The sequence below is a fragment of the Geobacillus sp. Sah69 genome (assembly GCF_001414205.1).
Taxonomy (GTDB): Bacteria; Bacillota; Bacilli; order Bacillales; family Anoxybacillaceae; genus Geobacillus; species Geobacillus stearothermophilus.
The window spans coordinates 373,494-396,194 of record NZ_LLKS01000032.1; the positions used below are offsets into that span (position 1 = coordinate 373,494).

A 22,701-nucleotide genomic window follows, 5' to 3' on the forward strand; every position below is an offset into this window, starting at 1 on the left:
GTGCTGAACTTGAGCCTGCAGCAGCAATACTCGCCAGAGGAATTGCAGGAGATGTCGTTCGTCGAACTGGCGAACCTCATTTTGCTTGACAAGCGCGAGGCGCTGCCGTTCGACCAAATCGTCCGCGAAGCCGCGGCATTAACCGGCATGGCGGAAGACGACATCGCCGCGCGGCTTGCCCAATATTATACCGATTTAAACATCGACGGGCGGTTTATTTGCGTTGGGGAAAACGTCTGGGGGCTGCGTGCGTGGTATCCGTTTGACCAGACGGAAGACGAAACGGTGACGATCGTCAAGCCGAAGAAGAAGAAAAAAGCGCTTGATGATGAATACGATGATTACGAAGAGCTGCTTGACGAAGAGGATCTCGATTACGACGATCTTGATGACTACGATGAGGAAGAGCTCGAGCTTGACGACGAAGAGCTGCTCGAAGACGAGGAATTCGATCTGGACGAAGACGTTGCTTTTGACGATGAGGACATTCTCGACGAAGAACCGTTTGATTTGGACGATGAACCGCTTGACGAAGAGCTGGATCTCGAGGAAGCGGAGGAAGACGAATAACCGCTTGACTTTGTTTGAGGAACTCAGTACAATGTGTGTTGGGCTCTTGAAAAATGGACGAATTCATCAGTCGCTCCCTTACATATGGTAAGTGGAGCATTTTTTATTTGCCCTTTCGCAAACACTGTTATTGTAACTTCGGCAAGGGGGAAGACAAAATGACGAAATACATTTTTGTGACGGGCGGTGTCGTTTCTTCGCTCGGAAAAGGGATCACAGCTGCGTCGCTCGGGCGGCTCTTGAAAAATCGCGGCCTGAACGTGACGATTCAAAAGTTCGACCCGTACATTAACGTCGACCCGGGAACGATGAGCCCGTATCAGCACGGCGAAGTGTTCGTCACCGATGACGGCGCGGAAACGGATTTGGACTTAGGCCATTATGAGCGGTTCATCGATATTAATTTGAACAAATACAGCAACGTCACGACCGGGAAAATCTACTCCGCCGTCATCCGCAAAGAGCGGCGCGGCGATTACCTCGGCGGCACGGTGCAAGTCATTCCGCACATCACGAACGAAATCAAAGAGCGCGTCTTCCGCGCCGGCCGGGAAACGAACGCCGATGTCGTCATTACGGAAATCGGCGGCACGGTCGGCGACATTGAATCGTTGCCGTTTTTGGAAGCCATCCGCCAAATCAAAAGCGACGTCGGCCGCGAAAATGTCATGTACATTCATTGCACGCTTGTGCCATACATCAAGGCAGCCGGGGAAATGAAAACGAAGCCGACGCAGCACAGCGTGAAAGAACTGCGCAGCCTCGGCATCCAGCCGAACGTCATCGTCGTCCGTACAGAAATGCCGATGCCGCAAGAGATGAAAGACAAAATCGCTCTCTTTTGCGACATCGACCCGAAGGCAGTCATTGAGTGCCGCGATGCGGACACGCTCTATGCGGTGCCGCTTATGCTTCAAGAACAAAAGCTCGATCAAATCGTCTGTGAACATTTGCGCCTCAACTGCCGTGAAGCAGATATGACGGAGTGGAAAGCGCTCGTCGAGAAAGTGCGAAACTTGTCGAAAACGACGAAAATCGCCCTCGTCGGCAAGTATGTTGAACTGCCGGACGCCTACATTTCGGTCGTCGAGGCCCTTCGCCATGCCGGCTATGCATTTGATACGGACATTGAGATCCAATGGGTGAATGCGGAGCACGTCACGCGCGACAATGTGGCGGAGTTGCTGAAAGACGCGGACGGCATTTTGGTTCCGGGCGGGTTTGGCGACCGCGGCGTGGAAGGGAAAATCGAGGCGATCCGCTACGCCCGCGAGCAGCGCGTGCCGTTTTTGGGCATTTGCTTAGGAATGCAGCTCGCCTCGATTGAATTTGCCCGCCATGTTGTCGGGTTGTCTGGCGCCCATTCGTCCGAGTTTGACCCGAATACGCCGCATCCGATCATCGACTTGCTTCCAGAGCAAAAGGATGTCGAAGATTTAGGCGGCACGCTTCGCCTCGGCCTGTATCCGTGCAAGCTGCAGGAAGGAACGCTCGCCTACGCTGCGTACGGCGATGAAGTCATTTACGAACGCCATCGCCATCGGTATGAATTCAACAATCAATACCGCCATCTATTAGAAGAGCATGGCTTCGTCTTCTCCGGCACGAGCCCGGATGGACGGCTTGTGGAAATTATCGAGCTGAAAGACCATCCGTGGTTTGTCGCCGCGCAGTTCCATCCTGAATTCACCTCGCGCCCGACGCGGCCGCAGCCGCTCTTCCGCGAGTTTGTCAAAGCGGCGCTTCAATCAAAAGAAGGATATGCCGCCCTAGGCAAGGGGACGGTATAGCCTCCGGCGGCGCAGCAAGAAAGAGGGTGTCCCAACGCAACGGGACACCCTCTCTTTTTAGGCATATTCTTGCAAAATGTCATCAAGCAACACGACAAGCCCATAGTAGATGAACGAAGCGGCGGTCACGGTCGGCATGGCGATGCGACGCCCGTCTTCCGTCGGCACGAGCGGGCGGGACAGTTTGCTGTCGATATGGACAGCGGCCAGCTCCGCCAAGCCCGGCTCGTCTTTGACGAGCGCTGAGACGGCAACCGTATCAACGCCGTGCCCCTGCAGCTGTTCCACGAGGCGGATCGCTTCGTTGTCGTTGGAAAAACGGGCGAATACGAGCGCCCGGTCCGTTTCGTTCCAATCGCCCACTTCCCTTGATTCGATGCGGGCCGCCTTTGGCAGCCGATCCGGACCGAGAAGCGCGGCGGTGACAACCGCGTCCAATTCGCCTGCTCCGTACAGCCAGATGCGCCCGTCGCCGACGACCGCCTGGGCGAGCAGACGCGCCCCGTCCTCAAGCGCCCACTCCTCGTCCGCCGCGATTTTTTGCAGCAACCCGATCGTTTGCGTCGCCAAAATTTTCATCATTTGGCCTCCTTTCTCCGCTATTATACAAAATCCGTAAATGATCCGAAAAGCAAGCAGGAAATACGTTCGGGAAATGCGAAACATTAATAGGGAGAAAACAGGGAATAGAGGTGCATAAATGTGGGAAACAAAATTTTAATCGTCGACGACCAGTACGGCATCCGCATCTTGTTAAATGAAGTGTTTCAGCGGGAAGGGTACGTGACTTATCAGGCGGCCAACGGCATGCAGGCGTTGGAAATCGTCCGCAAACACCATCCCGACCTCGTGCTTCTCGATATGAAAATTCCCGGCATGGACGGCATTGAAATTTTAAAGCGGCTCAAAGACATCGACCCGGACATCAAAGTGATCATTATGACCGCGTACGGCGAGCTGGATATGATTCAGGAAACGAAAGAGCTTGGGGCGCTCATGCATTTTGCCAAGCCATTTGACATCGACGACTTGCGCGCCGCCGTCAAAAGCCATCTTTCTTCGTAAAGCTCTTTTTTGTGTCAGCTGCACTAACGAAGGGAATGGTTGCTGTTTTGCCGGCAAGTTGGTATGCTTATTAACGTAGATGCATTTTGCGCCTGTCGGCCTATGTTTCGCCATGGCGACAAAGACGATAATCAATTAAGGAGGATGGAACCATGCTGTTAGTATCGATGAAAGAGATGCTCAACGAGGCGCTGCGCGGCAAATATGCGGTCGGCCAATTCAACATCAACAACTTGGAATGGACGCAAGCGATTTTAGCGGCCGCCGAAGAAGAAAAATCGCCGGTCATTCTCGGCGTCTCCGAAGGGGCGGCTCGTTACATGGGCGGGTTTAAAACGGTCGTCAACATGGTAAAAGGCTTAATGGAAGACATGAACATCACCGTTCCGGTCGCCATCCATCTTGACCATGGTTCGAGCTTTGAAAAATGCAAAGCGGCGATCGATGCTGGGTTCACCTCGGTCATGATTGACGCCTCCCATCATCCGTTTGAGGAAAACGTCCGCATTACCTCACAAGTCGTAGAGTACGCCCATGCGCGCGGCGTCTCGGTTGAAGCCGAGCTCGGCATTGTCGGCGGACAGGAAGATGACGTCGTCGGCGAAGGCGTCATTTACGCCGATCCGAAAGAATGTGAAGAACTTGTCAAACGGACAGGCATCGACTGCCTTGCTCCGGCGCTCGGTTCGGTGCACGGCCCGTACAAAGGGGAGCCGAAGCTCGGGTTTGCCGAAATGGAGAAAATCCGCGATTTGACCGGCATTCCGCTCGTTTTGCACGGCGGCACCGGCATTCCAACTGAACAAATTCAGCGCGCCATTTCCCTTGGCACATCGAAAATCAACGTCAATACGGAAAACCAAATCGCCTTTACCAAAGCGGTCCGTGAACTGCTTGCCAAAGACCCGAACGTCTACGATCCGCGCAAAATTATCGGTCCGGGCCGCGACGCGATCAAAGCGACGGTCATCGGCAAAATGCGCGAATTCGGCTCGTCCGGAAAAGCGGCGCAATAACGAGCAAACGGCAAGATCGGCCTGGCAGGCAGCTTTCGGTCGTCACCCGGGCTTGCCTGCCTGCGTCCAAATAATGACAAGGAGGGATACGTAGTGAAATTTTTCATTGATACCGCCAATTTGGAAGAAATTAAACACGCCCATGAGCTCGGCATTTTGGCCGGCGTCACGACCAACCCGAGCTTAGTGGCGAAAGAAAACGTTTCGTTCCATGACCGGCTGCGCGAAATTACATCCATCGTCTCCGGTTCGGTGAGCGCCGAGGTCATTTCGACCGATGCGGCCGGCATGATTGAGGAAGGAGAAGAGCTGGCGAAAATCGCTCCGAACATTACCATTAAAGTGCCGATGACGCCGGAAGGGTTAAAAGCGGTAAAAACGTTCAGCGAAAAAGGCATTAAAACGAATGTGACGCTCGTGTTTACCGCCAACCAGGCGCTATTGGCGGCGCGCGCCGGCGCGACATACGTTTCTCCGTTCCTCGGCCGCCTCGATGACATCGGCCATAATGGCTTAGAGCTCATTTCCACGATTGCGGACATTTTCAACATTCACGGCATCGAAACGGAAATCATCGCAGCTTCGATCCGCCACCCGCACCATGTGACGGAAGCAGCGTTGCGCGGGGCGCACATCGCCACCGTCCCGTACAAAGTGCTGATGCAATTGTTCCACCATCCGCTCACCGATCAAGGAATCGAGAAGTTTCTTGCCGACTGGAATCGGCAACAATGAAAATAAGGCGTTTGCCTCTAAAGGCAAGCGGGCTCACCCCGCCCGGCCTTGTCTTCTCATCCGAAAGGTGAAGCCACTTCCGAGCAAAGAAGGGAGACGACGATGGATAAAATCAAAATCATCGGCGGGGATCGGCTGCAGGGAACAATCAAAGTGAGCGGCGCGAAAAACAGCGCGGTCGCCTTGATTCCGGCAGCGATTTTGGCCGAGTCGCCGGTGACGATCGAAGGATTGCCGGACATTTCCGATGTGCGCATTTTAGGAAGCTTGATCGAAGAAATCGGTGGTTCGTTTTCATTTGACGGCAAGAAGGCGGTCATCGACCCGACGAACATGGTTTCCATGCCGCTTCCGAACGGAAAGGTGAAAAAGCTGCGCGCCTCCTACTATTTGATGGGCGCGATGCTCGGACGCTTCAAAAAAGCGGTCGTCGGCCTGCCGGGCGGTTGCCACCTCGGACCGCGCCCGATCGATCAGCACATTAAAGGGTTTGAAGCGCTCGGCGCCACCGTCACGAACGAGCAGGGCGCCATCTATTTGCGCGCTGAGGAGCTTCGCGGAGCCCGCATTTTTTTGGACGTCGTCAGCGTCGGCGCGACGATCAACATCATGCTGGCGGCGGTGCGCGCCAAAGGACGGACGATTATCGAAAACGCGGCAAAAGAGCCGGAAATCATTGATGTGGCAACGCTGCTCTCCAACATGGGCGCGAAAATTAAAGGCGCAGGCACCGATGTCATCCGCATCGACGGCGTCGAAAAATTATCGGGCTGCCGCCACGCCATCATTCCGGACCGGATTGAAGCCGGCACGTACATGATTGCCGCTGCAGCGATGGGCAATGAAGTCGTCGTCGACAACGTCATCCCGCAGCACGTCGAATCGCTGACGGCCAAACTGCGCGAAATGGGCGTGCGCGTCGAGAAGGGAGAAGACCAAATTCTCGTCTGCGGCTCTGATGTTTTGAAAGCGGTTGACGTCAAGACGCTCGTCTACCCCGGTTTCCCAACCGATTTGCAGCAGCCGTTTACCGCCTTATTGACAAAAGCGAACGGCACAAGCATCGTCACGGATACCATTTACAGCGCCCGCTTCAAACACGTCGATGAGCTGCGGCGCATGAACGCCAACGTAAAAGTGGAAGGCCGCTCGGCCATTGTCACCGGACCGGTCCAATTGCAAGGGGCGAAAGTGAAGGCGAGCGATTTGCGCGCCGGGGCCGCGCTTGTGATTGCCGGACTGATGGCTGATGGGGTGACGGAAATTAACGGCGTCGAGCATATCGACCGCGGCTACAGCGGCTTAGTCGAGAAGCTGTCCGCACTCGGCGCCGTCATTTGGCGCGAAAAAATGACCGATGAAGAAATCGAGCAAGTGAAAAACGCGTAACGTCCAGTCGACAAAGGGGAAAGGGAGAACGACGATGGAACGAAGCTTATCGATGGAACTCGTGCGCGTCACCGAAGCGGCGGCGCTTGCCGCCGCCCGCTGGATGGGGCGCGGGAAAAAGAATGAGGCTGATGACGCTGCGACGTCGGCGATGCGCGATGTGTTTGACACCGTGCCGATGAAAGGGACGGTCGTCATCGGCGAAGGGGAGATGGACGAAGCGCCGATGCTGTATATCGGGGAGAAGCTCGGCAACGGCTACGGCCCGCGCGTTGACGTCGCCGTTGACCCGCTCGAAGGGACGAACATCGTCGCGTCCGGGGGCTGGAACGCCTTGGCGGTCGTCGCGGTCGCCGACCACGGCCATTTGCTTCATGCGCCCGATATGTACATGGAGAAAATCGCGGTCGGCCCGGAAGCGGTCGGCATGATTGATATTGAGGCGCCGATCATCGACAATTTAAAAGCGGTGGCGAAGGCGAAAAACAAAGATATTGAAGACGTCGTCGCGGTTGTTCTCAACCGTCCGCGCCATGAGCGTCTCATTCATGAGCTGCGTGAAGCCGGCGCCCGCATTAAGCTCATCAATGACGGCGATGTCGCCGCCGCCATTAACACGGCGTTCGACCATACCGGCGTTGACATTTTGTTCGGCTCGGGCGGCGCGCCGGAAGGAGTGCTCGCGGCGGTTGCGTTAAAATGCCTCGGCGGCGAGCTGCAAGGAAAACTACTGCCGCAAAACGAGGCCGAGCTCGAGCGCTGCAAGAAAATGGGCATTGACGTCAACAAAGTGCTGTGCATGGACGACCTGGTGAAAGGGGACGACGCCATTTTTGCCGCCACCGGCGTCACGGACGGCGAACTGTTGCGCGGCGTTCAGCTCAAGGGGGCGTACGGCCTCACCCACTCGGTCGTCATGCGCGCCAAATCCGGCACCGTCCGCTTTATCGAAGGGCGGCACAGCTTGAAGAAAAAACCGAATTTGGTCTTTAAGTGAGACGTTCCGCCGACGGGCCGGAGCGCCTACACCGCTCATTGGAATCAAACGACAACAATCCCGCGGCTTTCCTTTCCATCCGTCTTGGCGGCGCCGGCATCGAGAGGCGCCGCTTTGCCCGGAACGAAAAAAAGATTGATTAAAAAGCGGAAAAAAGGGTAAAATAGTCGTGTTGCTTATGCAAAAATAAGCTCTGCCATTCTACTTCATTTCAGCCTTCATCCTATTTCGCGCAGGAGACTCCCACTTCAACGACCAAAGGGAGTAAGTGGGAGAGGAATGCGCGTTCCCCCTTTCTTTTGTGTATGATAGAATAAAGGCGTGGAGAAAACCGTTCAATAAAGGCACTCCAATCACGGCTACTCGATGTATGGAGTTGGTTACAGAAAACGTTGTAACCGTAAAACATCGAGCGTAGGTCCGTCTGTTGTGTGTGGAAGCCAAGTACTGCCAACAGACACACCGAGAGAATCGGTAACGATGCAGGCATGACCTGCGTCGTTGGRTAGTCGTCAACCTGCCCCCTGATGCAACCCCAAGTCAAGGAAGGAGGACGAAGTCCGTTTGCACTTCTGGGGAGTTGCAAGCCCCCACTTCAAGCGTTCGCGAAGTGGGGGTAGTTGACTATCTTCTTATACGAAATGAGATCCCTTCGCCTGTCGAACGATGCCCGAACAAACACGATGGGAGAATAGGAAACTTTGCAAAGTGTGGTGTCAAAATGGAATTAACGTTAGCGGCTTTAGAAAACATGAAGCTCAAAGAGCTGTATGAGCTCGCCAAGCAATACAAAATTTCTTATTACAGCAAGTTGACGAAAAAAGAGCTTATTTTTGCCATTTTGAAAGCACGTGCCGAACAAGACGGCCTCTCGTTCATGGAAGGCGTTCTCGAAATCATTCCGTCGGAAGGATTCGGTTTTTTGCGTCCGGTCGGCTATTCCCCGAGCTCGGAAGACATTTACATTTCCGCTTCCCAAATCCGTCGTTTTGATCTGCGCAATGGAGACAAAGTATCCGGCAAGGTGCGGCCGCCGAAAGAGAACGAACGCTACTTCGGCTTGCTTCATGTCGAAGCGGTCAACGGCGAAGACCCGGAAACCGCCAAGGAACGCGTCCACTTTCCGGCGTTGACACCGCTTTATCCGAACCGGCAAATGAAGCTCGAAACGACCCCGGACAAGCTGTCGACCCGCATCATCGACTTGATCGCGCCGGTCGGCTTCGGCCAGCGCGGATTGATCGTCGCGCCGCCAAAAGCTGGGAAAACGATGCTGCTGAAAGAAATCGCCAACAGCATTACGACGAACCATCCAGATGTCGAGTTGATCGTCTTGCTCATTGACGAGCGGCCGGAAGAAGTGACCGACATTGAGCGGTCGGTGCAAGGAGAAGTCGTCAGCTCGACGTTTGACGAGGTGCCGGAAAACCATATCCGGGTGTCTGAACTCGTCCTGGAGCGGGCGATGCGGCTTGTTGAACATAAGCGCGATGTCGTCATTTTGATGGACAGCATCACGCGCCTCGCCCGCGCGTACAACCTGGTCATTCCGCCGAGCGGGCGCACGCTCTCGGGCGGGATCGATCCGGCGGCGTTTCATCGGCCGAAGCGCTTTTTCGGCGCGGCGCGCAACATTGAAGAAGGCGGCAGCTTGACGATTTTGGCGACCGCCCTCATCGACACCGGGTCACGAATGGATGACGTCATTTACGAAGAGTTCAAGGGGACGGGCAACATGGAGCTCCATCTCGACCGCTCGCTCGCCGAGCGCCGCATTTTCCCGGCCATCGACATTCGCCGCTCCGGGACGCGCAAAGAGGAGCTGCTCATCCCGAAAGAACATTTAGAAAAACTGTGGGCGATTCGCAAAACGATGGCCGACTCGCCGGATTTTATCGAGCGGTTTTTGAACAAACTGCGCCGCACAAAATCAAACGAAGAGTTTTTCGCGCTGCTTGAGCAAGAATGGAGAAACGGCGGCCCGCTTCGCCTATAACAAGCTGGTGGAATTTGTCGGGAATCGCCCGTTGCAAATGAGCGGAAAAGCTGTTATAATCTTAACATGTGTGTTTGGACCATCATCGATGTGTTCATACGATGAACCGTCTGCACCGGCCGGGCCGCTTCCGCGAAGCCCCGGCCGTTCCATGCGCGGCGCCCGGCCAAACCGGGAGAAGTCTTGGCTTGGCTGAGCCCGCGCGAACGAATAACTCTGTTTCGATGAGATACAGGGCGGAAGGAGATGAAAACGATGAAACAAGGGATCCATCCAGCGTACAAAAAAGTAATCGTCCGCTGCGCATGCGGAAACGAGTTCGAAAGCGGTTCGGTCAAAGACGAACTGCGCGTTGAGATTTGCTCGGAATGCCATCCGTTCTTCACGGGCAAACAAAAATTCGTTTCGGCAGCGGGCCGCGTCGATAAATTCAATAAAAAATACGGCCTTAAGTAATCAAGGACGGACGAAAGCAGGCAAGCGGTGCGCTTGCCTGCTTTTTCGTGAAACTAGATGGACGGCCCCTGTCGCCAGGGCGCTCCGGCCGTTTTGGCCTGGCCTGGCAGGGGCGCTCATCGTTTCGATGACAGTGTGGAGCGAAAGGAGAGGGCCCGATGTACGTGATGACGCAGTCCGGCTGGCTCGAAGTCATTTGCGGCAGCATGTTTTCCGGCAAATCGGAAGAGCTGATCCGCCGCATCCGCCGCGCTCAGTTTGCCAAACAGGAAGTGAAGGTATTCAAACCAACGATCGACAACCGTTACCGCGAAGATGCCGTCGTGTCGCATAACGGCAATTCGGTGATCGCCATTCCGGTCGCGACGCCTGCGGAAATGTTTCGTTACATTTCCGCCGCCACCGATGTCGTCGCCATCGATGAAGTGCAATTTTTTTCTGATGACATTATCGACGTCGTCCAAACGCTCGCCGACCGCGGCTATCGCGTCATCGCCGCCGGGTTGGATCAAGATTTCCGCGGCGAACCGTTTGGGCCGGTGCCAGCGCTGATGGCGATCGCCGAGTCGGTGACGAAGCTGCAAGCGGTATGCACGGTGTGCGGCTCCCCGGCCAGCCGGACGCAGCGGCTCATTAACGGGGTGCCTGCCTCTTATGATGATCCGGTCATTTTGGTCGGCGCCAGCGAAGCGTACGAACCGCGCTGCCGCCATCACCATGAAGTGCCGGGCAAACCGAACAAATGGTACGGCCGCCCGCTTTCCGAACGGGCAGGCGAATGAAGGCGTACATATTCTTGCCTGTTGCGGACATCCTAACAGCAGGGAGGCGAAATGATGAAACGCATCTGGCTGTTAGGGGTTGTTTTGCTTCTTTCTGCCTGTTCGCTCAACCCGGATCACCCGTCCTACCGTCAGCAAAGCGAAGACAAAAACGGCACGCGGCTGATGACGGATGGACGGCCGAAAATCGATGCCGACCGCGACTTGTACAACAACTTTGACGATCCGGAAAAAACGCGGCAAAATCCGAACTTCATCAGTTTGACCGAAGGAAGCGAAAATCAGCGCGCCGATACGCGCAAAGCAATGCAGCTGATCGAGCGGCGCACCGACTATCGCCCCGTTTCCGTTTGGTTTCACGGCGGCAATATGTATGTCACCGTCGATGTGCCGGATGAGTTGTCTGCTGCAGAGCGGCGGCGCGAGGCGAGCCGCATCGACAAATTGTTGACAAAAGCGATTCCGACATACGAAATTGTTGTGCGCTTGAACTAAAAGCTCCCGCTTGCGAACAGCGGGAGTTTTTGTTTGGCCTTTTTTCATGATATAATTTGAAATTAGACTGTGTGGAAAAACAGAGGTGAGTGATGTGTTTGACCGGTTGGAAGCTGTCGAACAACGGTATGAGAAGCTGAATGAACTTTTAATGGATCCGGAAGTCATCAATGATCCGAAAAAACTGCGCGATTATTCGAAAGAGCAGGCTGATTTGGCGGAAACGGTGCAAACGTACCGTGAATACAAATCGGTTCGCGACCAACTCGCGGAAGCGAAGGCGATGCTTGAGGAAAAGCTCGATCCGGAGCTGCGGGAGATGGTGAAAGAGGAAATTGACGAGCTGGAAGAACGGGAAGAGGCGCTTGTTGAAAAGCTGAAAGTGCTGCTTTTGCCGAAAGACCCGAACGATGAGAAAAACGTCATTATGGAAATCCGCGCGGCCGCCGGCGGTGAAGAGGCAGCGCTGTTTGCCGGCGACTTGTACCGGATGTATACGCGCTATGCGGAATCGCAAGGGTGGAAGACGGAAGTGATCGAAGCGAGCCCGACCGGCCTCGGCGGCTATAAAGAAATCATTTTTATGGTCAACGGAAAAGGCGCATATTCGAAGCTCAAGTTTGAAAACGGCGCGCATCGCGTCCAGCGCGTCCCGGAAACGGAGTCAGGCGGGCGCATCCATACGTCGACGGCGACGGTCGCCTGCCTGCCGGAGATGGAAGAAATCGAAGTCGAAATCAATGAAAAAGACATTCGCGTCGACACGTTCGCCTCAAGCGGACCGGGTGGGCAAAGCGTCAACACGACAATGTCGGCCGTGCGCCTCACCCATATTCCGACCGGCATTGTTGTCACGTGCCAAGACGAAAAATCGCAAATCAAAAACAAAGAAAAAGCGATGAAAGTATTGCGCGCCCGCATTTATGACAAGTACCAGCAAGAAGCGCGCGCCGAATATGACCAAACGCGCAAGCAGGCAGTCGGCACCGGCGACCGTTCCGAGCGCATCCGGACGTACAACTTCCCGCAAAACCGCGTCACGGACCACCGCATCGGATTGACGATCCAAAAGCTCGATCAAGTGCTCGATGGCCACCTCGACGAAATTATCGAGGCGCTCATTTTGGACGATCAGGCGAAAAAATTGGAGCAAGCGAACGATGCGTCGTAACGTCCACGAAGTCCTCGCCTGGGCTTCTTCTTTTTTGCGCGCCCATGGAAAAGAAGAACGGGCGGCGGAGTGGCTGCTGTGCCATCATTTGGCCGTCGATCGGGCCGGGCTGTTCGCCCGCTGGCGGGAGCCGGTTGAGGAAGCGTTGTACGAACGGTTTGCGGCCGATGTGCGTCGCCATGCGATGGAGCATGTGCCGATTCAATATTTGATTGGCTATGAATGGTTTTATGGCCGGCCGTTTCTCGTCAACCGCCACGTGTTGATCCCACGTCCGGAAACGGAAGAGCTTGTACTCGGGGTGCTCGAGCGCCTTCCCCGCCTGTTTGCCGGCCGCCGACGGATCGATGTCGTTGATGTCGGCACCGGCAGCGGGGCGATCGCCATCACGCTGGCGCTTGAAAACGAGCGGCTGTCCGTGACCGCCACCGACATTTCCAAAGAAGCGCTCGCTGTCGCCAAGGAAAACGCCGAACGGCTTGGCGCGCGCGTCGCATTTCGATGCGGCGATTTGCTGCAGCCGTTTATACAAGGCGGACAGACGGTTGATGTTGTCGTGTCCAACCCGCCGTACATCCCGGAGATGGATGCGGCGGTCCTTTCGCCTGTCGTAAAAGAGCATGAGCCGCATACGGCGCTGTTTGGCGGCCGCGATGGGCTTGACTTTTACCGCCGCTTTGCCCGCGAGCTCCCGCTTGTGCTCGGTGTCCCTTCGCTCGCGGCATTTGAAATCGGCGCCGGGCAGGGAAAAGCGGTGGCGGCGCTCTTGGCTGCAGCGTTTCCAGATGCTGAGATTGAGGTCGCCGTTGATTTGAACGGCAAAGAGCGGATGGTATATATGACAAGAAAAAAATTAGATTGATAGGTTTAAAATGAAGCGGCGCCGTCCACAATGGAAGATGAAAGGACGGTGCCGATCATGGTGATCAAGGGACATTCGCTCGCGATTTGTTTATATATCACTCTATTAATCACAGGTGTGCTCATTAACTTGTACGGCCAGCAGACGAACGCCGGGGCAAACGCCGTTGTCGCCATTCCCGATGAGGCGATTCGCCTGCGCATCTTGGCGAACAGTGACGCCGACAAAGATCAACAGCTAAAGCGAAAAGTGCGCGATGCGGTCAATGCGCAAATCAACGGCTGGGTGGCGGAGCTTACGTCGGTGGACGAAGCGAAGCGCGTCATCCGCTCGCACTTGCCGGAGATCGAGCAAACAGTCGCCCGCGTGCTTCGCCAAGAGCAAAGCAGCCAGTCGTACCATGTGCAGTTTGGCTCAGTTCAGTTTCCGACGAAAGTGTACGGCAATTATGTGTATCCAGCCGGCACGTATGATGCCCTTCTCATTACGCTCGGGGAAGGAAAAGGGGCAAACTGGTGGTGCGTCTTGTTTCCACCGCTTTGTTTTCTCGATTTTTCCAACGGCGATGCGGTCATGATGGCGGCGAACCGATCGCCTGCCGGAAAGAATGAACCGGTGTCGGCTGAGAGCGCCCGGTCAATGGAAGCCGGGTCGACGCAAAACAGCGAGGCCGTCGAAGCGGAAGCTGAGGCGATGCGAAGCGGAGAGCAGGCCATCGAGCAGGACGAACCGAAAGAGGAGAGGGATGCGATGGCGGAAACCGAAGATCGCGCCGTTCCGTCCATCCATGCGGATGGCGAGAAGGACAAAGGGGACACGGATGGTCAAGAATCGTCCTTCGTCGTCATGGCCGAGCCGGAACAGCAGGTGGAAGTCAAATTTTTCTTCAAAGAATGGTTCAGCCATCTCATTCCATAAGCATCTATCCACAAAGTTATCCACAAAAACAACAAGTTTATTCACAATTTGTGAATAACTGTGGGAAGAAATCGGGCGGCGATCTGACGCTTGTAAAAAATCCGCCATTTTCAAGATGAATCACGGCGATGGAGAAGGTGAAACGAGTGAAAACACGTGTTTGGATTGTGGATAATATTGTGGATAAACAGCAAGTTTATCCACAAATACGAGAGGCGGCCGAATGGCTGCGGGCGGGGGAAGTAGTCGCGTTTCCGACCGAAACGGTGTACGGTTTAGGAGCGGATGCCGCCAATACGGCGGCAGTGGAGAAAATTTTTGAAGCCAAAGGGCGGCCAAGCGACAACCCGCTCATCGTCCACGTCGCCAGTCGTGCGCAAGCGGAGGCGGTCGCCACGCCGCTTCCGCCAGTGGCTGAGACGTTAATGGAGCGGTTTTGGCCGGGGCCGCTCACCCTCGTTTTGCCGAAACGAGCGGGGGCCGTGTCCGAGCGAGTGACGGCCGGGCTGCCGACGGTGGCGGTGCGCATGCCGGACCATCCGCTCGCCCTCGCCTTGATTGAAGCGAGCGGTCTGGCGCTTGCCGCTCCAAGCGCGAACCGCTCCGGCAGGCCGAGCCCGACGACAGCCGCGCATGTGCTCGCGGACTTAAACGGGCGAATCGCTGGGGTGATTGACGGCGGTCCGACGGGCATTGGCGTGGAATCGACCGTGCTCGACTGCAGCGGGGACGTGCCGGTGATTTTGCGTCCGGGCGGGGTGACAAAAGAAATGTTAAGCGAAGTGATTGGTCATGTCGCCGAGGCGGCCGGCGGCGGGGACGAACAGGCAGCGCCGAAAGCGCCCGGCATGAAATATACGCATTATGCCCCGAAAGCGCCGCTTTGGATTGTCGCCGGCCCACCGGCGTTTTTGCAGCAGCTCGTGGACGAAAGCCGGGCGGAAGGGAAAACGGTCGGCGTGTTGACGACCGAGGAAAACAAGGACCGGTATGCGGCCGATGTCGTGCTGCCGTGCGGAACGCGCCGCGAGCTGACGACCGTCGCCCATCGCCTGTACGACACGCTGCGTCGGTTTGATGAAACGAATGTCGATCTCATTTACAGCGAGGCATTTCCGGAAGAAGGCCTCGGCGCGGCGATTATGAACCGGCTGCGCAAAGCGGCCGGGGGGCGCGTGATCAGCGGCTAGATGATGGATGACGCGGCCGGCAGGCGAGAAAAAGCGACGCCGCCGGGCTGAACCGGCAACAAAACGGAGACGGTTTGGGGCGGTCTATCTTTCATCCGCGCGGCTCGCAACAAAATGGAGACGGTTTTCAAGGGCGGTTGCAACGGCCTTTGGAAATCGTCGTTTTTTTGTCCATCGCTGCTTTGCCGGGCTGCGGCCGTTCCGTGGGCGTGCAGGGCGGGACAACGCCGTCATTCGCCTTTGGGTTGGCAGGAAGCGGCTGGGCCACGCGCCGCTTCTAAAGAGCTCCGGACGCGCATATGCTAGCAGTAAGGCCAGTCCGGGAGGGAAGAGAAATGGGCGCGTTAATCGGCGAGATCATCGCCCTGTCGCTGATGGCGCTGGCGTTAGGGATGGATGCTTTTTCGGTTGCCCTAGGGATGGGGCTGCTGCGCCTTCGGCTCCGGCAAATTTTTTATATCGGGGTGACGATCGGGTTATTTCATATTGTAATGCCGCTAATCGGCATGTTGGTCGGCCGTTTGTTGTCGCGCGAGTTTGGAAGCATCGCGACATATGCGGGCGGGGTGCTGTTGCTATGGCTGGGCGCGCAGATGATTATGGCTTCGTTCCAGCGGGAGGACGGGTCGCAACTATTTCCGCACGGCGCCGGGCTGCTTTTTTTTGCGTTCAGCGTCAGCCTCGACAGCTTTTCCGTCGGGCTGAGCCTCGGCATTTTCGGAGCGCGGACGATGGTGACGATTTTGCTGTTTGGCCTGTTCAGCACGGTGCTGACATGGCTTGGGCTTTTTGTCGGCCGCCATTTTCAACAATGGCTCGGCTCGTACAGCGAAGCGCTCGGCGGCAGCATTTTGCTCGCGTTCGGGCTGAAGCTGCTTTTTTCTTAACAAACGGGGCGGACCGGTTTTTTCTTCCCAGTCGGAGAAAAAGCGGGATGCCTGCTTTTTTTTGCTCTTTTCCCTATGGTATATTGATGGTAAGTCATTGATGTGAAGAGGTGGTTGTATGCCATATCGCATTTTGTTCGTTTGCACGGGCAATACATGCCGGAGCCCGATGGCCGCTGCGCTGCTGGAGAATAAGCAGCTGCCAGGCGTCGAGGTGAAATCGGCTGGCGTGTTTGCGTCGGAAGGGAGCGAGGCGTCGGTTCATGCCAAGATGGTGTTGAAGGAAAAAGGAATCGAAGCGGCCCACCGCTCCTCGCAGCTGAAAAAAGAGCATATCGACTGGGCGACGCACGTGCTGGCGATGACATCCGGCCATAAAGACATGATCGTCGAGCGTTTCCCAGAAGCGAAGGACAAAACGTTTACGTTGAAGCAGTTCGTCTCGGGAACAGACGGCGACATCGCCGATCCGTTCGGCGGGCCGATTGAAGTGTACCGGGCGGCGCGCGATGAGCTGGAGACGCTCATTGACCGCTTGGCGGAAAAGTTGCAAACAGAACAATGAGGTAAAGAAGTGAGGGGAAACACAAATGGGGGGGACAAGTCGTAAGTTCAGTTTGCGCCTGAAGCTCATCGTTTTTACGACAGCGTTGGCGCTGATCACGTATTCAACGAGCGCCTTTTTCTTGTACGTTTTGTATGATCAGTGGTTCGCCTCATGGAACAAAAGCGTGTTCACGATGATCGTGCTGCTCCTTGGCATCTTTTGGTCCGGAGTGCTTGCCTATTTGGCCGCTGGCTGGATTACAAGGCCGCTGCAACGGCTCGAGGAAGCGGCGGCAAAGGCGACAGAAGGGCATATCGATGAGGATGTTCCGCTGCCCTCTTCCCATGATGAAATCCGCTCGCTGGCTGTCGCGTTCAACCGGATGCTCGGCCATTTGCGCGCCGTCGTCGCCAATGTGGAAGAGAGCGCAGCGCGCACGACGGAAAAGACAGCGGAAATGAGGCAGGCGTCCGAAACAGCGTCAAGCCGTGCACGCGATATTGCAGCGACGATTGACGACATTTCCAAAGGGGCGGCGTCTTCGGCCGAGGCGATCCAAGAAGCGGCTGCGGCGGCCGAGGATGTGCTTGCTATCGCCGTGCAAGTCAAAGAAACAGCCGAGCGAGCGGAACAGTCGGTATATGGGATGGCCGAAACGTTGAAGGCAAGCCGCGATATCACCGATTCGCTCATTAGCGGCATCGATCAGCTGGCTGACGATCAAGAACGGTCGCGGGCGGCTGTCAAGCAGCTCGAAGCACACGCCAATCAAATCGGCAACATTACGTTGCTTGTCGCGGACATCGCCGAACAGACGAACTTGCTTGCGCTCAATGCTTCCATTGAGGCAGCCCGCGCCGGCGAGCACGGCCGGGGGTTTGCCGTTGTCGCCGAGGAAGTGCGCAAGCTGGCGGATGAGAGCGCCAAGGCGGTCAAGAAAATCGCGGAACTGGTCGGCAACATTCAAAATGAAGTCGCCCGTGTGGTGGCGCAAATGGACAAGCAGGTGGCTGCTGCCAACGCTGAGGCGGCGAAAGGGGAGCGCACGAATGAGGCCATTGCGGCCATGGCGGCCTCAGCTGATGAAGTGATCCGCGCCGTCCATGACATCGCTGAGCTGGCGAAGCGTCAAATGGGGCATATGGAGCGGGCCGCGGCGCAAACGCAAGAAGTGGCGGCGATTGCTGAGCAGACGTCCGCCGGCGCGCTCGAAGTGGCGGCGGCGACCGAGGAGCAGGCTGCATCGATCAACGATGTGCATAAACTGGCTGGCGAGTTGGTGGAACAGGCCGAACAATTGCAGGCGGCTGTCGCCCGGTTTCGCACCCGTTGATGTACAGGCAAATATGATTTGTCGAAAGGAGGAAGGGCGATTCCTCCCTGGCTTTCGCTATCACGGCGAAGCCTAGGGTTCCTCGTCCGAATGTGATGAAAGTTGCGATTGCTTCTGACCATGGTGGAGTTCGCATTCGTGAGGAAATTAAAGCGCTGTTGGATGAAATGGGAATCGAGTACACCGATTTCGGCTGCGATTGTGAAACATCGGTCGATTATCCGGATTACGCGCTCCCTGTCGCGGAAAAAGTGGCGCGCGGCGAATTTGACCGCGGCATTTTGATTTGCGGCACCGGCATCGGCATGACGATTGCCGCCAACAAAGTGAAAGGGGTGCGCTGCGCCCTTTGCCACGACGTCTACAGCGCCAAGCTGACGCGCATGCATAATGACAGCAACATTCTCGCGATGGGGGAGCGCGTCATCGGCCCCGGCCTGGCGCGCGAAATCGCCAAGGCATGGCTTGAGACCGAATTTGAAGGCGGACGCCATGCGCGGCGAATCGGCAAAATCGCCGAGTATGAAAACGGACGCTAAGAAACGGTCGAGGCTTGGCTGTTTGGGCGGAATGAGCGGGCGTTTGCAGCGCGCCCGAAGAGAAGGAGGGGGAACATGGACGCACGATTGACCGAATGGCAGCAGCAATGGCAAACGATTTTGCGCGAATTTCGCCGGCAGGCGCCGCTTGGCCGCGGCCAGATCGTGGTGGTCGGCTGCAGCACGAGCGAAGTGCTCGGTGAACGAATCGGCACCGCCGGGTCGACGGATGTGGCAGCCATGTTGTTTGCTGAACTTGATGCATGGCGGCGCGAAACGGGGATCGAGCTCGCCTTTCAATGTTGCGAACATTTGAACCGGGCGCTCGTCGTCGAACGGGAAACGGCGCGTGTCCATGGCCTCGAGATCGTGTCCGTCATCCCAGTGCCGCAAGCGGGCGGAGCGATGGCCGCCTACGCCTATCGAAAGTTCGCTGACCCGGTCGTTGTCGAGGCGATTCGCGCCGATGCCGGCATTGACATCGGCCATACGCTCATCGGTATGCATTTGAAGCCGGTTGCCGTCCCAGTGCGTGTTTCGGTGAAACATGTCGGCCATGCGTACGTCACGCTGGCGAAGACGCGGCCAAAGCTGATCGGCGGCGCCCGCGCCGTCTATACGTTAGAAAACCCGAACGATTTCTGTTCTTTCTAACAATTTCATTCATTTTTCCTTTGAACTTGCCTAGCTGAAGCTGATAAAATAAAAACGAATATTCACTGATTTCGCATAAGGGGGAGCTATTGATGAACTACTTGCCACAACAAGATCCGCAAGTGTTTGCGGCCATTGAGCAAGAGCGGAAACGGCAGCATGCCAAGATTGAGCTCATCGCCTCGGAAAACTTTGTCAGCCGCGCGGTGATGGAAGCGCAAGGATCGGTGCTGACGAACAAATACGCGGAAGGCTATCCGGGCCGCCGCTATTATGGCGGCTGCGAGTACGTAGACATCGTCGAAGAGTTGGCGCGCGAGCGGGCGAAGCAATTGTTCGGGGCGGAGCATGCGAACGTCCAGCCGCATTCGGGGGCGCAGGCGAACATGGCCGTTTATTTCACCGTTCTTGAGCACGGCGACACGGTGCTTGGCATGAATTTGTCGCACGGCGGCCATTTGACGCACGGCAGTCCAGTCAACTTCAGCGGTGTGCAATACAACTTTGTCGCATACGGCGTCGACCCGGAAACCCATGTCATCGATTATGACGACGTGCGCGAGAAAGCGCGCCTTCATCGGCCGAAGCTGATCGTCGCCGGCGCGAGCGCCTATCCGCGCATTATCGATTTCGCCAAATTCCGGGAAATCGCTGATGAAGTCGGCGCCTATTTAATGGTTGACATGGCCCATATTGCCGGTCTTGTTGCGGCAGGTCTCCATCCGAACCCGGTGCCGTACGCCCATTTCGTCACGACGACGACGCATAAAACGTTGCGCGGCCCGCGCGGCGGGATGATTTTATGCCAGGAGCAGTTCGCCAAACAGATCGACAAAGCCATTTTCCCTGGCATTCAAGGCGGGCCGCTGATGCATGTCATTGCCGCCAAGGCGGTGGCGTTCGGCGAAGCGTTGCAGGACGACTTTAAAGCGTACGCGAAGCGCGTTGTCGATAACGCCAAACGGCTTGCCTCCGCCCTGCAAAACGAAGGGTTCACCCTCGTATCCGGCGGCACGGACAACCATTTATTGCTTGTCGATTTGCGCCCGCAGCAGCTGACCGGAAAAACGGCGGAAAAAGTGTTGGATGAAGTTGGCATTACAGTGAATAAAAACACCATTCCGTACGATCCGGAAAGCCCGTTTGTCACGAGCGGCATTCGCATCGGCACGGCTGCGGTGACGACGCGCGGCTTCGGATTGGAAGAGATGGACGAAATCGCCGCGATCATCGGCCTTGTGCTGAAAAACGTCGGCAGCGAACAAGCGCTTGAGGAAGCGCGCCAACGCGTCGCCGCTTTGACGGAAAAGTTTCCGCTCTATCAAGACTAAGCGCCGCCGCTTCGTCCGAAACCGTACGGTGCACCGCCTCCGGATTTGGCGGTGCGCCTTTTTCCGTTCGTTCGGCAGTTGAATAGGCGCTCGTTTTCCAGTAGAATGTATAGAAGTGTAGTGCATACATACGGAAGAGGAGAGTTGACCCATGGGAAAAGTGTACGTCTTTGATCATCCGCTCATCCAGCATAAATTGACCTACATTCGCGACAAGAATACGGGCACGAAAGAATTTCGAGAGCTTGTCGACGAAGTGGCGACGTTGATGGCGTTTGAAATTACACGTGATCTGCCGCTTGAGGAAGTCGAGATCGAAACCCCCGTCAGCAAAGCGAAAGCGAAAGTAATTGCCGGCAAAAAGCTCGGCGTCATCCCGATTTTGCGCGCCGGCATCGGCATGGTTGACGGCATCCTGAAGCTCATCCCGGCGGCGAAAGTCGGCCATATCGGCTTGTATCGCGATCCGGAAACGTTAAAGCCGGTCGAATATTACGTCAAGCTGCCGAGCGATGTCGAAGAGCGCGATTTTATCATCGTCGACCCGATGCTCGCAACCGGCGGATCAGCGGTGGCGGCGATCGATGCGCTGAAAAAGCGGGGTGCGAAAAGCATTAAATTTATGTGCCTGATCGCGGCGCCGGAAGGAGTCAAAGCGGTGGAAACCGCGCACCCGGATGTGGACATTTACATCGCTGCCCTTGATGAGCGGTTGAACGACCACGGCTATATTGTCCCTGGTCTTGGCGACGCCGGCGATCGGCTGTTTGGCACGAAATAACCCGAAGCAGGCCGTTGCCCGTACGGTCGAAAGAGGGGGCCGTGTCCATACCCATCAAGTTAAGAATTTTGGTCTTTGTGCATCGTCAAAAACACGGTATCCTTTCTAACGAACACTCCACGTTAGAAAGGATTTTTTTCATGGAAAAACAAATGAAAGCATGGATTCAAACCATTCGTCAACTCTTTTCTCCCGAAGAATGAACCCGTCTCGCACGGAAAACAGGCTTTATCCGGCGGCAGCGTTCGTTAACGGCGGAAGCCTTTCTGACTCTCTGTGCATGGGGATGTTTCAAGCTCGGATGTATTGGCATCAAAAGGAAGACATTGAAATCAGTGAACGGAAAGCGCTCGATCTTCTCCAATCGTATTGGCACCAGTTGCTTTTGCGTTCGCATATGGCGGAAATCAACCTTTTCTCTCTCCTTTCCCTGTTACGAAAACATGCCAAGAAAGGTCGAAGGAAAGGGGAAGAAACGGCATCAGATATCGTAACGAAATTAGAGATATGGTAGAATTAGATATGGATATAAATACCAAACACCCCTCTTCTGGAGGGGGATTTGGTATGCCCAATAATGGATGTGATCCCCATCATTCACTGCGGGGATGAACACGAGTATCGTCTTAAAAATTTTATACCGCTAAACTTGACGGGTGTGGGGGCCGCGTCCAAACGGGTCCCCCTCTTTCGACATCGAAACAGGGACGCGTCCAGAGTGAGTCGGTTGCTGTAGGCAGGGAAGTGTCCAAAAAAATATATCATTATACACCATTTTTGTGAAAAGAAAATGAGGAATTGTCCCAAATTATTAATATTTACTCTGTGTGAATGATGTTTTATGTGGGAACACATTGACATTGACCAAGCGGTATTGTATGCTTACAATAGGTAGATGCTTACAATTAGGTAGATTGAGAAGGTTTTCACTGTCGGAAATGATCTCTGGTCTAAACGGGCGAGGTATGGTAACCATTATGAAAAAAAATAACCGTCATCCTTTTCGGGCCATCGGCTTGATGTCAGCGATCACATCACAGCTAGTCGGCTGTACATTAGTTGGTTTATTTGGCGGCAGATGGGTTGACCGACAATTGGACAGTGAACCGCTTTTCCTTGTTATTGGTTTGTTGCTCGGCTTAGCAGCGGGGGTGTTCGCCACGCTGAAAACAATTCGGCGTTTTTTTGGGGAATAAG

Annotated in this window: 25 protein-coding genes; 24 read left to right on the forward strand and 1 reads right to left on the reverse strand. The window is 55.6% G+C overall.

The features are described 5' to 3' along the window. Nucleotides 1-9 precede the first annotated feature (9 nt). Together rpoE and AP057_RS08365 are read left to right on the forward strand one after the other, a co-directional pair. Nucleotides 10-570 (forward strand): DNA-directed RNA polymerase subunit delta, encoded by a 561-nt coding sequence (gene rpoE, locus AP057_RS08360; protein ID WP_055358511.1) that lies wholly within the window; start codon nucleotides 10-12, stop codon nucleotides 568-570. A gap of 158 nt (nucleotides 571-728) precedes the next feature. Beyond that, complete coding sequence (locus AP057_RS08365) at nucleotides 729-2,360, forward strand: CTP synthase (protein WP_044745379.1); 1,632 nt, start codon at nucleotides 729-731, stop codon at nucleotides 2,358-2,360. A gap of 57 nt (nucleotides 2,361-2,417) precedes the next feature. On the opposite strand, the gene AP057_RS08370 is transcribed toward AP057_RS08365, so the two are convergent. Then, entirely contained in the window at nucleotides 2,418-2,939 is a 522-nt protein-coding gene (locus AP057_RS08370; RefSeq protein WP_055358512.1) for a DUF2529 domain-containing protein, read from the reverse strand. 123 nt (nucleotides 2,940-3,062) lie between these two features. Between AP057_RS08370 and AP057_RS08375 the strand changes: the two genes are divergently transcribed. The 22 genes from AP057_RS08375 to AP057_RS08485 all read left to right on the forward strand — a co-directional run bounded on the left by AP057_RS08375 (nucleotide 3,063) and on the right by AP057_RS08485 (nucleotide 22,700). Next, entirely contained in the window at nucleotides 3,063-3,425 is a 363-nt protein-coding gene (locus AP057_RS08375; protein WP_033008416.1) for a response regulator, read from the forward strand. Between the two features lie 152 nt (nucleotides 3,426-3,577). Next, complete coding sequence (locus AP057_RS08380) at nucleotides 3,578-4,441, forward strand: class II fructose-bisphosphate aldolase (protein ID WP_055358513.1); 864 nt, start codon at nucleotides 3,578-3,580, stop codon at nucleotides 4,439-4,441. A 93-nt stretch (nucleotides 4,442-4,534) separates the two neighbouring features. Continuing rightward, the gene (gene fsa, locus AP057_RS08385) at nucleotides 4,535-5,176 is read left to right on the forward strand and encodes a fructose-6-phosphate aldolase (RefSeq protein ID WP_033008413.1); all 642 of its coding nucleotides are present in this window, start codon (nucleotides 4,535-4,537) and stop codon (nucleotides 5,174-5,176) included. A 102-nt stretch (nucleotides 5,177-5,278) separates the two neighbouring features. Further along, nucleotides 5,279-6,565 (forward strand): UDP-N-acetylglucosamine 1-carboxyvinyltransferase, encoded by a 1,287-nt coding sequence (locus AP057_RS08390; RefSeq protein ID WP_055358514.1) that lies wholly within the window; start codon nucleotides 5,279-5,281, stop codon nucleotides 6,563-6,565. Nucleotides 6,566-6,599: 34 nt separating this feature from the next. Continuing rightward, nucleotides 6,600-7,562 (forward strand): class II fructose-bisphosphatase, encoded by a 963-nt coding sequence (gene glpX / locus AP057_RS08395; RefSeq protein ID WP_055358515.1) that lies wholly within the window; start codon nucleotides 6,600-6,602, stop codon nucleotides 7,560-7,562. Nucleotides 7,563-8,283: 721 nt separating this feature from the next. Continuing rightward, nucleotides 8,284-9,558: a transcription termination factor Rho gene (gene rho / locus AP057_RS08400; protein WP_049626037.1), complete on the forward strand. Its 1,275-nt coding sequence runs from the start codon at nucleotides 8,284-8,286 to the stop codon at nucleotides 9,556-9,558. Nucleotides 9,559-9,813: 255 nt separating this feature from the next. Next, nucleotides 9,814-10,014: a 50S ribosomal protein L31 gene (gene rpmE, locus AP057_RS08405; RefSeq protein ID WP_008880715.1), complete on the forward strand. Its 201-nt coding sequence runs from the start codon at nucleotides 9,814-9,816 to the stop codon at nucleotides 10,012-10,014. A 158-nt stretch (nucleotides 10,015-10,172) separates the two neighbouring features. Next, nucleotides 10,173-10,796, forward strand: a complete 624-nt coding sequence (locus AP057_RS08410; protein WP_055358516.1) for a thymidine kinase — start codon at nucleotides 10,173-10,175, stop codon at nucleotides 10,794-10,796. Between the two features lie 54 nt (nucleotides 10,797-10,850). Beyond that, a complete protein-coding gene (locus tag AP057_RS08415; RefSeq protein ID WP_055358517.1) occupies nucleotides 10,851-11,291 on the forward strand; it encodes a hypothetical protein in 441 nt (146 codons plus the stop codon). A gap of 94 nt (nucleotides 11,292-11,385) precedes the next feature. Then, on the forward strand, nucleotides 11,386-12,462 hold the full coding sequence (gene prfA / locus AP057_RS08420; RefSeq protein ID WP_033008402.1) for a peptide chain release factor 1: 1,077 nt from the start codon (nucleotides 11,386-11,388) through the stop codon (nucleotides 12,460-12,462). Further along, nucleotides 12,452-13,324, forward strand: a complete 873-nt coding sequence (prmC, locus tag AP057_RS08425) for a peptide chain release factor N(5)-glutamine methyltransferase (protein ID WP_033017325.1) — start codon at nucleotides 12,452-12,454, stop codon at nucleotides 13,322-13,324. The genes prfA and prmC overlap by 11 nt, the downstream gene beginning before the upstream one ends. Before the next feature lie 30 nt (nucleotides 13,325-13,354). Continuing rightward, nucleotides 13,355-14,242: a stage II sporulation protein R gene (gene spoIIR, locus AP057_RS08430; RefSeq protein ID WP_055358518.1), complete on the forward strand. Its 888-nt coding sequence runs from the start codon at nucleotides 13,355-13,357 to the stop codon at nucleotides 14,240-14,242. A 128-nt stretch (nucleotides 14,243-14,370) separates the two neighbouring features. Then, nucleotides 14,371-15,432, forward strand: a complete 1,062-nt coding sequence (locus AP057_RS08435; RefSeq protein ID WP_044745375.1) for an L-threonylcarbamoyladenylate synthase — start codon at nucleotides 14,371-14,373, stop codon at nucleotides 15,430-15,432. A 335-nt stretch (nucleotides 15,433-15,767) separates the two neighbouring features. Next, complete coding sequence (locus AP057_RS08445) at nucleotides 15,768-16,319, forward strand: manganese efflux pump MntP family protein (protein WP_033017319.1); 552 nt, start codon at nucleotides 15,768-15,770, stop codon at nucleotides 16,317-16,319. A 118-nt stretch (nucleotides 16,320-16,437) separates the two neighbouring features. Further along, nucleotides 16,438-16,884 (forward strand): low molecular weight protein arginine phosphatase, encoded by a 447-nt coding sequence (locus tag AP057_RS08450; protein WP_049626040.1) that lies wholly within the window; start codon nucleotides 16,438-16,440, stop codon nucleotides 16,882-16,884. A 25-nt stretch (nucleotides 16,885-16,909) separates the two neighbouring features. Then, the gene (locus AP057_RS08455) at nucleotides 16,910-18,199 is read left to right on the forward strand and encodes a methyl-accepting chemotaxis protein (protein WP_033008393.1); all 1,290 of its coding nucleotides are present in this window, start codon (nucleotides 16,910-16,912) and stop codon (nucleotides 18,197-18,199) included. 95 nt (nucleotides 18,200-18,294) lie between these two features. Beyond that, entirely contained in the window at nucleotides 18,295-18,738 is a 444-nt protein-coding gene (gene rpiB, locus AP057_RS08460; RefSeq protein WP_033008391.1) for a ribose 5-phosphate isomerase B, read from the forward strand. A gap of 75 nt (nucleotides 18,739-18,813) precedes the next feature. After that, nucleotides 18,814-19,392, forward strand: coding sequence for a TIGR01440 family protein (locus tag AP057_RS08465; protein WP_055358519.1), 579 nt, complete (start codon nucleotides 18,814-18,816; stop codon nucleotides 19,390-19,392). Between the two features lie 92 nt (nucleotides 19,393-19,484). Next, entirely contained in the window at nucleotides 19,485-20,723 is a 1,239-nt protein-coding gene (glyA, locus tag AP057_RS08470; RefSeq protein WP_033017313.1) for a serine hydroxymethyltransferase, read from the forward strand. Nucleotides 20,724-20,874: 151 nt separating this feature from the next. Beyond that, nucleotides 20,875-21,504 carry a uracil phosphoribosyltransferase gene (gene upp, locus AP057_RS08475; RefSeq protein ID WP_033017312.1) on the forward strand — a complete coding sequence of 210 codons (630 nt, stop codon included), beginning with the start codon at nucleotides 20,875-20,877 and terminating at the stop codon, nucleotides 21,502-21,504. 301 nt (nucleotides 21,505-21,805) lie between these two features. Then, nucleotides 21,806-22,018 (forward strand): hypothetical protein, encoded by a 213-nt coding sequence (locus AP057_RS08480; protein WP_235468511.1) that lies wholly within the window; start codon nucleotides 21,806-21,808, stop codon nucleotides 22,016-22,018. A 463-nt stretch (nucleotides 22,019-22,481) separates the two neighbouring features. Beyond that, complete coding sequence (locus tag AP057_RS08485; RefSeq protein ID WP_033008425.1) at nucleotides 22,482-22,700, forward strand: AtpZ/AtpI family protein; 219 nt, start codon at nucleotides 22,482-22,484, stop codon at nucleotides 22,698-22,700. Nucleotide 22,701: the final 1 nt, after the last annotated feature.